This window comes from Ruegeria halocynthiae, assembly GCF_900106805.1.
Taxonomy (GTDB): Bacteria; Pseudomonadota; Alphaproteobacteria; order Rhodobacterales; family Rhodobacteraceae; genus Ruegeria; species Ruegeria halocynthiae.
Genome location: NZ_FNNP01000001.1, coordinates 485747 through 498017 on the forward strand (window position 1 = coordinate 485747; position 12271 = coordinate 498017).

A 12271-nucleotide genomic window follows, 5' to 3' on the forward strand; every position below is an offset into this window, starting at 1 on the left:
GGCATGGGTTTGCTGACGAAAGACGAATACGACTCGATCGCTGCGAATTTGGATTTGCCGACAGGTGCATTCATTGATGGCGGTTACCGCCCGGCGATCTCGGGTCAGGTGTTTGAGACCGTGAACCCGGCCACCGGTGCGGTGCTGACCAACATTGCCGCCTGCGGAGCGGAGGATGTGGATTTCGCTGTCGAAAAGGCGCGTGAGGCGTTTGAGGATGGGCGTTGGTCAAAGACGCACCCGTCGGATCGCAAGGATGTGCTGATCCGCCTGTGCAAGCTGATCACCCGAAACGCGCGAGAGCTGGCTGTGATAGAAAGCATCGACAGCGGCAAAACGATCTATGATTGCGAAACCGTCGATGTGCCCGAGACAATCCATTGCCTGAAATGGCATGCTGAGGCGATTGACAAGATCTATGATCAGGTCTCACCGGCTAGTGATGATCACATCGCAATGGTGGTGCGGGAACCCATTGGTGTTGTCGGATTAGTGTTGCCGTGGAACTTCCCACTGCTGATGTTGGCGTGGAAGATCGGCCCAGCGCTGGCGGCGGGCTGTTCGGTGGTTGTGAAACCGGCGATGGAAACGACCCTGACCGCTTTGCGACTGGCAGAACTGGCGATGGAAGCCGGGTTGCCGCGCAGCGTTCTGAACATCCTTCCCGGCGGTGGGGCCGAGGTCGGTGAACCCATCGGGCGGCACATGGATATCGACATGGTATCCTTCACCGGTTCGACAGTCACCGGCAAGCGGTTCCTGAGCTATTCGGCAGAAAGCAACGCCAAGGAAGTGGTGCTGGAGATGGGCGGCAAGAACCCCGCCATCGTGATGGAGGACGCCGAGAACCTGGACCGCGTGGCGGCGCATATCGTCAATGGCGCGTTCTGGAATATGGGCGAGAACTGCTCGGCCTCGTCGCGGTTGATCGTGCACAAGGATGTGAAGGCAGAGCTGTTGGAGCGGATTGCGCATCATACCAAGCAGTGGAATATCGGCGACCCGCTGGATCCGGAAACCCGTATGGGCGCACTGGTCAGCGAAGCGCATTACACCAAGGTGTGCGGCTATCTGGATCAGGCCGAAAACGTTCTGATTGGTGGCAAGACCGACGCGGTAAGTTCTGGCGGCAAAGCCGCCGGGGGCTTTGTCGAAGCCACTGTGGTTGAGGTGCCGGGCAATGACAGCACATTGGCGCGCGAGGAGATATTCGGCCCGGTGCTGTCGGTGATCGAAGTCTCTGGCTATGACGAAGCGATCAGCATCGCCAATGACACTGAATACGGCCTGTGCGCTTCGATTTTCACATCAAACGCCAAACGGGCCATCCGGGCTGCGCGCGCGATCCGCGCAGGAACTGTCACGGTCAACAGCTTTGGTGAAGGCGATATCAGCACACCTTTTGGCGGTTATAAGCAGTCGGGCTTTGGCGGTCGGGACAACTCGCTCCACGCCCATGACCAATACACACAGTTGAAAACCATCTGGATCGATTTGGCCGACGATGAAGATGAGGCCGTGGATTGACGGCGTACTCTGCCAAACGTCTGCCCAAGCAGACTGGCACGGCAGGGTGGAACGCCATCCTGCCACCGCAGCGGGAACTGCCCCGGCTCGCGCAAGACCAGACCGCAGATGTGACCATCATCGGCGGCGGTTTTGCGGGGCTTTCGGCAGCGCGGAGACTACATCAGCTTGATCCGGGGTTGAAGGTTGTTGTGCTTGAAGCCGGGCGCTTTGCCGAAGGCTCTGCCGGGCGCAATTCGGGCTTTATGATCGACCTGCCGCATGATCTGGCCTCGGACAATTATGCCAGCGACGGGTTGGAGGCGGACCGGGCCACGATCGGGCTGAACCGGCAGGCCATTTCCTTTGCGAGGCAGGTAGCAGAAGAGTGTGATTTGCCGCTTGAGGTGTTTGATCCGTGCGGCAAGATCAATGCCGCCGCGACACCGGCAGGGGATCGGCACAATGCGGATTACGCCGCGCATCTGACACGGCTGGGAGAGCCTTTTGAGCTGTATGATGCGCACCAGATGCAGGCCCTGACAGGCAGTCCGCATTACACGTCCGGCCTGTTTGCGCCGGGGACTGTGATGATGCAACCTGCGGCTTACGTGCGTGCGCTGTCGGCGCATCTGGAGGGGCAGATCGGGGTTTATGAGAACTCGGGTGTGACCGGTTTTCGCAAGCAGGGCGGCGCCTGGGAAGTTGAAACCAAAAAGGCAAAAGTCTCGACCGGGCGGATCGTACTGGCCAACAACGGACATATCGAAAGCTTCGGATTCTATCAGCGGCGTTTGATGCATATCTGTCTTTACGCGTCGCTGACTGAACCGCTGACGGCCGAGCAAATCGCCACGCTGGGTGGTCAGCCACGCTGGTCAGTGACCCCGGCGGATCCGATGGGCACCTCGGTTCGGCGGATTTCTGGCAGCTGCGGAGATCGTATACTGATCCGAACCTGTTCGAGTTTTCACCCTTCGATGCAAAGCAGCGACAGCCATTTGAGCCGGGCTGGCAAGGTGCATGGTCAAAAGTTTCAGGAACGGTTTCCGAACCTGCCAGATGTGCGGATGGAGCACCGCTGGGCCGGGATGCTGTGCCTCAGCCGCAATGGCTCGGCCGCGTTTGGTGAGGTCGAGCAGGGGGTCTTTGCCGCCTGCTGTCAAAACGGGCTGGGGATCGCGCGCGGCACGCTGCAAGGGATGGGTGCGGCGGAACTGATGGTGCAGGGCAGGTCGGATATTGCCGATCATTTTCTGGCGCAGCCGATACCACCTCGGCTACCGCCCGAACCCTTCGCGTCGGTGGGGGCCAATACGTATCTACGCTGGAAGGGGTGGCGTTCGGGGGCGGAGTAGCCGGTGGACTGTTCAAGGCAGGCTGAGTTTTGCCATCCGTCCGCCATCGACTGTGTAAATCTGGCCGGTGACAAAACCCGCCTCTTCGGCGGCCAGAAAAGCGACCAGCGCGGCCACTTCTTTGGGATCGCCTGTGCGGCCTACCGGGTGAATGCGGGCGATATCCCGGCGGAACGCGTCGGGGTCGTCCATGCTGTCGATGAAATCGAGGTTGAGATCGGTATCGATCCAGCCCGGTGCCACCGCATTGCAGCGGATGCCCTCTGCGCCGTGATCAACTGCAACCGCGCGGGTCAGCCCGTGCAGCCCGGCCTTTGAGGCGCAATAGGCGGCGTGGCCCGGATTGCTGCCCAATCCTTCGACCGAGCCGATATTGACGATGCTGCCTTTGGTTTTGCGCAGATGCGGCAGCGCGGCCTGTATCAGCAGGAACGGGGCGGTTAGATTGACAGTCAGGCTGCGCTGCCAATCCGCCAGAGACATGTCGTCGACCGATGCTTCCTGCATCATGCCGGCGTTGTTGATCAGTACGTCCAGTTGGCCTGCCTGAGCAATGACCTGCTCGATGATCCGAGCGGGGCTGTCCGGGTCTGAAAAATCCGCCGGGAACGAGGGGAAGTCGTCATCCGCGCCGCGTTGAGCGGTGTAAACATTGGCCCCTTCGTCGCGCAGGCGTTGGGCGATGGCGCGGCCGATACCGCTGCGCCCGCCGGTCACAAGGGCGGTTTTTCCGGCAAATCTGTTCATTGGACCGGCTTGCCTCCGTTCACTTCGACCAGCGCACCGCACATATAGCGCGCCGCGTCCGAGACCAGAAACAGGATCACATCCGCGATATCCGCAGGCTCGGCGATCCGGCCCAGCGGCACCGATTTGCCCAGCTCGGCAACGGCAGTATCGGGATCAAACCCGCGTTTGGCAAAGCCCGAGCGCAACATGGGCGTGTTCACCTCGTTCGGGCAGACGGCGTTGATACGGATGCCCTGATGCGCGTGATCCTGCCCCATGCACTGGGTCAGGCTGGCTATGGCCGCTTTGGTCATGCAGTAAATCGCGTGATCGGGGCCGGGTCTGAGACCCCAGCAGGACGCGGTGTTGACAATTGCACCGCCACCAGCCGCTGCCATGATCGGGATCGCAGCGCGACAGATGCGGAACGGGGCCTCGACATTCACACCTAGTGACAAGGCCCAATCGTCGTCAGAGGTTGCGGTCACGGCCCCGCGCGTGATGACGCCTGCATTGTTGACGACGATATCGAGACTGCCCAGCGCCTCTGCGGCTTTCGCGGGCAATGCGTCGGCATAGGTCGGGTCCAACAGGTCACCGGGCAAATGCACCTCGGCGTCGATCCCGTCGACCGAGCGGTCAGCAACGGCCACGCGCGCACCTGCTGCCCGCAAGCGCTGTACCAGAGAGGCTCCGATACCCCCAGCGGCGCCGGTCACCAGGGCTGTTTTTCCTGTGAATTCCAAATCCGCCTCCAATCAGAACGATGCGACCGGCACACCAAATCGGCGTTCGTCGGGCGTGATTCCAAGCCCCGGTCCGGTTGGAACGCGGATACGGCCGCCTTCGATCCGGATGCCGTTCTCAGGATCGTAGTTGCCTTCGATATAAGGTGCCGCCAGCCATACACCTTCGAGCAGTTCCGGCTTTACCGTCGCGCCGATATGAGTGCACGCGGCTGCGATAATGTCTCCGCCCCAACTGTCATCACAGGTATGGGGCAGGTTGCGCGCCTCGCAGAGGTCGCGGAAGGCGCGCATCGGGTGCAGGCCACCGATACGCGTGACTTTCATGCCAAACCCGTCCACCAGCCCGGTACCTGCCGCGGTGATGATGGTGTTCAGGCTGGTGCTGTTTTCGTCCATGTAGATCGCGTGGCCAACCTGAGGCCGTATCTTCTGCAGATCTTCGATCGTGTTGCAGGGTTGTTCCATGATGAACGGAATATCGGGGCATTCGCGGCTGACACGCAGCGCATCGCGGGTAGTCCAGCCCCGGTTGCCATCCACGGCAAGGCGCATGCCAGATCCGCCGATCACCTCCCAGACTTTGCGGATGGTTTCGATGTCCAACTCGACTGGGCGACCGCCGACCTTGATCTGCAGGCGGAGATAGCCCTCGGCCTGTTTCTCTGCCGCCAAGCTTGCAATATCGTCCGGGGCACCGATACCAGTTGCGTAGTAGGAGGGCACCTTGTCCGTTACTGCACCGCCCAGCAGGGTCGAGACGCTGATACCATAGAGCTTGCCCAGCAGATCATGCGCTGCAATATCAATCGCCGCCTTGGCGTAATTGTGCCCGTTCAACAGGTCGTCCATGCGGCGATGCAGCCCCAGCGGTGAAACCTCGGCCCCCAGTAGATCAGGGGCCATCTGCGCAAGCGCGGCGCGGGCACCGGATGCGTGCGATTCGGCATAGGTGGGGCCAACCGGGCAGGTCTCGCCCCAACCGATGAGGCCATTTTCGGCGATCAGTTTGACCAGAGTTGTATCCAACGCCCAGACCTGCGCCCGGGCCATTGTATAGGGGCCGTTCTTGACCGGCAGATCGTGGCTGTAGATGTGGATTTCCGCGATTTTCACTGTGTGCGTTTCCCGCTGTTTTTAATGGAAAATTCCCGCCCCATGATTCGGGGCGGGTGAGTTTAGGGGAGTGTGCGCTAGTAAGCCTGATTCAACTCGTCAGCCGCCGGAATTTCCCGTTCGCGTCGCGCGATGTAGTCCAGCAGTTCCTCATTCTTGGCGATGTCGAGCGTTGGTTCCTGATACTCAGCAAGCAGTTTGCGGGCGTGTTTCAATGCACGTTCGGTGATTTCGACGCAGCCTTCGGCTTGCCATTGCTCGATTGAGTTGTTGTCGAACATGTCAGGCATAAAGAACGCCTCTTGAAAGTTGTCTTGGGTATGGGGATGGCCCAGATAGTGACCTCCGGGACCGATATCGCCAACGGCGGAAACAGCCTGATCAAAGTCATGCCATTTTGGGCCCTCGGCCATGCGGTAAGCCATGGCGCATTGTTCCGCGTCTACGATGAATTTGGCGGTCGAACAGTGCATCCCGGCCTCGTTCCAGCCAGCCGAGTGCCAGATATAGTTGGCGCCCGCATGGATCACCGCCTGCAACGTGGTGGCGGACTCGTAACCCGCCTGCGCGTCAAACGTCTTTGCCCCGCCCAGCGTGTTTGAGGTGCGCCATGGCACGTCGTAATACCGGGCCATCTGCCCGATCATGAAGTTCATCAGGCTGATCTCGGGCGTGCCGGCCATTGGTGCGCCGGATTTCATCGAGACAGTCGACAGGTAATGCCCGTAGATCGCGGGCGCGCCCTTGCGGATCACCTGCGTATAGGCCAGCGCGCTGAGCGCTTCGGCGTTCAGCTGCGCCACGGTGGCTGGCACGCTGGCGGGCGTATTGGCCCCGCCCAGCACGAAGGGTGAACACAGCACCGGCTGATTGCGGCGGCAGAAGGCGCGCATCGCGCCCAGCATGGTTTCATCCCAGACCAGCGGTGAGTTGCCATTGCAGTTGCCGGTGGTGACGGGGTGATCATCAAGGAAATCTTCGCCAAACAGGATGGCACACATGTCCATGACATCCTCGGCATTCTTGGGGCTGGTGGTCATGCCCATGAATGTCTTGTCCGAGTGTTTCATCGACGAATAAGTGATCCGCAGGTGCCGCTGGCTGATCGGGTGATCATAAGGCTCGACGATGTGATGGGCCGAGGAATGCATCGCGGGCAGCATATGGCTGAGCATGTGGAACATCGCCAGATCATCCAGCATCGGGTTGCGGCGCACATTGTCCAGATCACGCAGGAACGGCGCGCCGGTCATCGGCACGAAGATCGAGTGTTTGCCACCAAGTCGAACGTTCTTTTTTGGATCGCGCGCGTGGTAGGTGAAATCTGACGGTATGGTTGCGATCAACTCGCGCACCAATCCCCGATCAAGATAGACCAACTCACCCTCGACCTTGGCACCGGCCTTCTTCCAGTCTTGCAACGCGATGGGGTCACGGAACTGAACGCCTACATTTTCCAGAACATCCATCGAGGCCGTATCGATGCGTTCAACCTGTGCACCGTCCATAACCTCGCATAGCGGAATACCGCGTGTCAGTCCGGGCAACATCTCGAAGTTCGGAGCGGTGCGCAGGGCGCGGCGGGCCGCGCGCCCTCCGCTACGTGTGGCTGTTGCGGTTCTGGTCATATGGTGCCTCCCTTCCTGTTCAGTGTGAAACGGATGGGGTGGGCGCCACATGCAGGAATGCGAAAGACTATTGCGAAATGCGACGCCGTGGGATCGCAATGAAAAACGACCACCCAAAGGTGGGCCCATAGAGTGGTATTGTTGACCTCATGGTTATGTCGAATTTGGCACGTTCAGACAAAAAATATATCCGAAAATACCTTTGTAAGGGCTTTCGTGTTTGGCATTGCTCAATGGCGGATAAGCGGGACAAAACCGCCGTTGAAGCTACTGCCTGGTCACGACATATTACACCGTCTGAGCCACAATGAACTAAGATGAGTCGAACATGACAAAAAGGCCGTCGCGAGTAACTCTAGCCATTTCAGGTATCGCTTTTTGGGCTGCAGCGTTCGCTCCAAGTCTGTCGACCTCTGAATCATCCAGCGATGCGAAGGTTCTCAGTTCGCTACAAGGCATGGGTTACTCCGATATTCACATCGATGGATGTACAGTTTCCTTTTCAAGAGAGACCGTTCCAACGGAAGGCAACAGTTATCTAACGAAGTATGATCGACACGTTAACCTAAGAACGTTAGACCTCAGCGAAGCATATGAAGTTCGCGTCAGAGCAACTGATCACGGATATCTCTACGTTGCCGAAGTGCCCCTAAACAAAAAGTATTACCAGTACGAGTCTCTAATAGACAGCTTCAGGTACTGGGTTCTACGCAATTACCCAAAGTCGAATTGGCCGCATACTTCTTCAAACATTGAAGGTCACGAGGCAGCAGAAATTGAAGCTGAATTATGGAACAGATTGCCGCAGATCAAGTATCTGAATCGGTGGACCAGTCATAGGAGGACCGGTTCATTGACATTGCTCCCCCCTGTATTTCGGATGACGTATCATGAGCGTAGCAACCTAGTTCTGTTTAGGGACGCTCTCATTAACCATTCAGCAAATTATCATTGCTCAAACCCCAATGAAGAGAGAGACACTTAGTCTTGGTGATGGCTGAATTTCTTAATCACCTAAGGCGCAAGCGGCCCACTCGTTGACCGGACGCTTTGGGCTCAAAGCAGACTGTCGCAGGGTGCGCGCCGAAGCTGTTGCAGTTCGAGTTCCTCGATCTGCAACGTCCACCATTCATCGCCGGCGCCCGAACGCAGCCGTCTTATTGGATCAGCCCAATTGCACCAGCGCGTGACGCTTCTTGCCCGCGCTGAGTTTGATGGGCGAGGATAGCGCACCTGCGTCGATCATCAGGCCCGCGTCAGTCAACGGGGTATCGTCCAGTTTGGCGCCGTTTTCGGCGATCAGGCGCTTGGCCTCTTTGCCGGATTTGGCGAGGCCGGTTTTGACGATCAGCTGTACAATGGACATACCGTCGCCCAGCTCAGCGGCGCTGAGGGTGAGGGTCGGAAGGTCTCCGCCCACGCCGCCTTTTTCGAACACCTCGCGCGCTGTGGCTTCGGCCGTGGCCGCTGCCGCGGCCCCGTGGAGCAGGGTGGTGACCTCATTGGCGAGGCGCACCTTGGCCTCGTTGATCTCGGACCCTGCCAGCGCGCCCATGCGGTCGCATTCGTCGACCGGCAGCTCGGTAAAGATTTTCAGGAACCGGCCCACATCGGCATCGGTTGTGTTGCGCCAGAACTGCCAGAACTCATAAGAGCTGAGCATTTCGCCGTTCAGCCAGACTGCTCCACCCTGTGATTTGCCCATCTTGCGGCCATCGCTGGTGGTTAGCAGAGGGGTCGTCAGACCATAGATTTCATGATCCAGCACGCGGCGGGTCAGGTCGATACCGTTGATGATGTTGCCCCATTGGTCCGAACCACCCATCTGCAACACGCAGTTATACCGGCGGTTCAGCTCAAGGAAGTCATAGGCCTGCAGGATCATGTAGTTGAATTCGAGGAACGACAGCGATTGCTCACGATCCAGCCGGGATTTCACCGATTCAAAACTGAGCATCCGGTTGACCGAGAAATGCCGCCCGATATCGCGCAGGAAGTCGAGGTAATTCAGGCTGTCCAGCCATTCGGCATTGTTCAGCATCAATGCGCCGGTTTCGCTGTCGTCATAGGACAGGTATTTGGCGAAGACCTTTTGCATCCCGGCGATATTGGCATCGATCTGTTCGGGACCCAGCAGGGGGCGTTCATCCGAGCGGAACGAGGGATCGCCCACCTTGGTAGTACCGCCGCCCATCAGAGTGATTGGCTTGTGACCGGTCTTTTGCAGCCAACGCAACACCATGATGTTCATCAGATGACCCACGTGCAGCGACTGCGCGGTGGCGTCATACCCGATATAAGCCGTTTGCACCCCGCTGATCAGCGCCTCATCAAGGCCCTGATAATCGGTGCAGTCGGCGAGAAAGCCGCGCTCGATCATCGTGGCGATGAAATCCGATTTAGGGTGGTAGGTCATATCGTGCCCTCGGGGTTACTATTGCGGAGCACTGTATAGGCGGCGCCAGAGGCAAGGAAAAGGCACCTTTTCCAAGAAATATGCGGTGTGGGCCGGATGTGTCTTGCCTTGGCTTTGTATTACCGTGCAGGTTGTGCCCAGAGCCCGGCGCAACGGGTGGATATACGAATAAAAACGAGGTCGGCGTGGGCAGGGTCATCAGCAAAACGGGTGTGATCAGATCGTTGGGGACCATGTCGGGTACGTCAATGGATGGCGTTGATGCTGCAGTAGTTGAAACCGACGGGCAGGAAATACTTGGATTTGGTCCCAGCGGGTATCGCGCCTATTCCGACGAGGAACGCGCCACCCTGCGCGCGGCGCTGGGTCTTTGGCATGGACCGGATGTAGATATCTCGGCCGAGCTGGTGACCCGCGCACATGCCGAGGTTTTGGCAGAGTTCGATGAGGTCGACATGATCGGCTTCCATGGTCAGACGTTGGCGCATGAGCCACGCGGGCGCGGGACGCTTCAGGTGGGCGACGGGTTAGGCCTGTCTCAGGCATTGGGGTTGCCGGTGGTGTGGGACTTTCGCAGTGATGACGTGGCACTGGGCGGTGAAGGCGCGCCTCTGGCCCCGTTCTTTCATTTTGCCTGCGCCAAATGGATCGGCGCAGAGGCGCCTTTGTGTTTCCTCAACCTCGGTGGTGTGGGAAACCTGACCTATGTCGATCCGTCCTTTGGCGGGCCCGAAGCACCGGGGGCGTTACTGGCCTTCGACACCGGGCCTGCCAACGCTCCGGTTGATGATCTGATGCAGGAGCGGCTGAGTCTGCCGATGGATCGGGACGGGGCGCTGGCGCGGGATGGCACGGTCGAAACCGGCGCGCTTGAACTGTTTTTGGCTGAGCCATATTTCAACCGGATGCCGCCTAAGTCGCTGGACCGAAATGATTTCTCTGAGATGATTGGTTTGGTGCAGGAATTGAGCGATGCCGATGCGGTCGCCACGCTGACGGGAATGTGTGCTGCAGGCGTATTAAAGGGGATGGAGCATTGTCCCAAGTCGCCTTCACGCCTGCTGGTGACAGGAGGTGGGCGTCATAATCCGGTGCTGATGGAGATGTTGCGGGTGTCACTGGATTGTCCGGTGGAGCCGGTTGAGGCGGTTGGGCTGGACGGCGATATGCTGGAGGCACAGGCATTTGCCTATCTTGCTGTCCGGGTGGCACGAGGACTTCCGACATCATGTCCGGGCACGACCGGGGTCAGTGCACTGGTTGGGGGCGGTGTTGTGTCGTCGCCGATAAGGGGTGCTGTAGTGAGCGGGTAGGGGGCTCTGCCCCCGTCGCTGCGCGACTCCCCCGAGGTATTTTTGGCCAGATGAAGAGGCGGATCTAGCGCTTGAGGGCGCGGGCGTAGTCTGCGGTGAATTCTGCGTAGCCGTCCGAGGTGGATTTCAGGTGGGCTTGGGTCCAGCGATGGAAGGACGGGAGTTGGTGGAAGGGCACGTTTGGAAAGGCGTGGTGTTCCGCGTGGTAGGGCATGTTCCACGCCAGAAATCGCACCAGTCGGTTGGTAAAGGTCGTGCGAGAGTTTTCGAGCATATTTGCCACCGCAGGACAAAGGCCATGTTCGGCGAGTAGGTAGATGCGCAAGAACGGCTGGCCAATAACCACAGGCAGGAGCCACAGCCAGAACATTACTGGCGTGAGAAACAAGCTTAGTCCTGCCAAGGTGTAGAAGACGAACAATATGCGGGCTTCAGTTTTGATGGCGCGGTGCTGGCGGGCAGGCAGATACGGCGCGTCAATCTTTCCGCGCGCGTTGTCCGCCAACACACGTGCCATACCCGCCCAGTATGGCCAGCCGCTGAGATAGACAGCGAGACTGCGCCAGTTGTCGGGGCGGGGTTTGCCATCAAGTTCAGGGTCTTTTGTCGGATGGTTTGTCCATTTGTGATGGGCAAGGTGAAAATAGCGAAACCATGTGAATGGTAGGCAGATGGGAATTGATACGAGGTGTCCGACCGCTTCGTTGATCCATCCGGTTTTAAACGGAGTCTTATGTGTGCATTCGTGGCTAAGCGTGAACAGAAAGACCAGCAGAAGACCTTGCGGCAGGATCAGCAGTGGCCAAAAGGGGATCTGCAGAACGATACCCGAGCTGTTTGCTGCCACAGTTCCGAAATAGATCGCTAGATGTTTGAGACCCGCCATGTCTGACCGCTGTTGCAGCTTGCCCTTGGCCTCAGGCGGGATCGCAGTGATCAGAGCGCGGTGGTCCATGTTGTTACTTTCCTGGTATATCGAAGCCGGGTTCCGCAAGTTCGAACCCATCAAATTCAAAGCCCGGGGAAACGGTGCAACTGACCAGAGTATAATCTCCACTGCTGCGCGCTGCCTGCCAGTGGCCTTTGGGCACAATGATTTGCGGTGCACCGTTGTGCAAGTCGGGCGTAAGTGTGTGTTCTTTGGCGGGTCCGTCATCGGTCTTACTGAGAGAGAGGATCAGCGGAGCACCCGAATGGTAGAGCCAGATCTCGGTTGCGTCGACTTTGTGCCAGTGGCTGTGTTCCCCTTCCGCCAGCAGAAAGTAGATGCATGTGCCAGATGCACGGCCAGGATTGTCGGCGCGCCAGGTTTCCTTGAACCAGCCGCCTTCAGGGTGTTGTTGCAGGCTCAGGTGCTTGATGATCTCTTGTGCGGTCATGGATATCTCGGATCGTTTGTTCAGATTATGCATGTGCACGTGCGATCTGCTATGGCAATTGTGTATGTAGGACATATGTT

The 12271-nt window shown here is 58.6% G+C and carries 10 protein-coding genes; 3 read left to right on the top strand and 7 right to left on the bottom strand.

The genetic code is table 11. The features are described 5' to 3' along the window. The first annotated feature begins 3 nt into the window (after nt 1-3). Nucleotides 4-1527 carry an aldehyde dehydrogenase gene (locus BLU89_RS02520; protein WP_074734186.1) on the top strand — a complete coding sequence of 508 codons (1524 nt, stop codon included), beginning with the start codon at nt 4-6 and terminating at the stop codon, nt 1525-1527. Beyond that, a complete protein-coding gene (locus BLU89_RS02525; protein WP_074734187.1) occupies nt 1524-2864 on the top strand; it encodes an NAD(P)/FAD-dependent oxidoreductase in 1341 nt (446 codons plus the stop codon). Before BLU89_RS02520 ends, BLU89_RS02525 begins: the two co-directional genes overlap by 4 nt. A 12-nt stretch (nt 2865-2876) precedes the next feature. Here the strand turns inward: BLU89_RS02525 and BLU89_RS02530 are convergent, their stop codons facing one another. The 5 genes from BLU89_RS02530 to tyrS all read right to left on the bottom strand — a co-directional run bounded on the left by BLU89_RS02530 (nt 2877) and on the right by tyrS (nt 9499). After that, a complete protein-coding gene (locus tag BLU89_RS02530) occupies nt 2877-3611 on the bottom strand; it encodes an SDR family NAD(P)-dependent oxidoreductase (protein WP_074734189.1) in 735 nt (244 codons plus the stop codon). Then, nucleotides 3608-4339: an SDR family NAD(P)-dependent oxidoreductase gene (locus tag BLU89_RS02535; protein ID WP_074736326.1), complete on the bottom strand. Its 732-nt coding sequence runs from the start codon at nt 4337-4339 to the stop codon at nt 3608-3610. The genes BLU89_RS02530 and BLU89_RS02535 overlap by 4 nt, the downstream gene beginning before the upstream one ends. A 12-nt stretch (nt 4340-4351) precedes the next feature. After that, on the bottom strand, nt 4352-5455 hold the full coding sequence (locus tag BLU89_RS02540; protein WP_074734191.1) for a mandelate racemase/muconate lactonizing enzyme family protein: 1104 nt from the start codon (nt 5453-5455) through the stop codon (nt 4352-4354). Nucleotides 5456-5532: 77 nt separating this feature from the next. After that, on the bottom strand, nt 5533-7083 hold the full coding sequence (locus BLU89_RS02545) for a trimethylamine methyltransferase family protein (protein WP_074734192.1): 1551 nt from the start codon (nt 7081-7083) through the stop codon (nt 5533-5535). A gap of 1165 nt (nt 7084-8248) precedes the next feature. Then, nucleotides 8249-9499, bottom strand: coding sequence for a tyrosine--tRNA ligase (tyrS, locus tag BLU89_RS02550; RefSeq protein ID WP_074734194.1), 1251 nt, complete (start codon nt 9497-9499; stop codon nt 8249-8251). A gap of 215 nt (nt 9500-9714) precedes the next feature. On the opposite strand from tyrS, the gene BLU89_RS02555 reads away from it, so the two are divergent. Next, nucleotides 9715-10812, top strand: coding sequence for an anhydro-N-acetylmuramic acid kinase (locus tag BLU89_RS02555; RefSeq protein ID WP_281241185.1), 1098 nt, complete (start codon nt 9715-9717; stop codon nt 10810-10812). 64 nt (nt 10813-10876) lie between these two features. On the opposite strand, the gene BLU89_RS02560 is transcribed toward BLU89_RS02555, so the two are convergent. After that, a complete protein-coding gene (locus tag BLU89_RS02560; protein ID WP_074734198.1) occupies nt 10877-11767 on the bottom strand; it encodes a fatty acid desaturase in 891 nt (296 codons plus the stop codon). 4 nt (nt 11768-11771) lie between these two features. Continuing rightward, complete coding sequence (locus tag BLU89_RS02565) at nt 11772-12191, bottom strand: cupin domain-containing protein (RefSeq protein WP_074736328.1); 420 nt, start codon at nt 12189-12191, stop codon at nt 11772-11774. Nucleotides 12192-12271 lie beyond the last annotated feature (80 nt).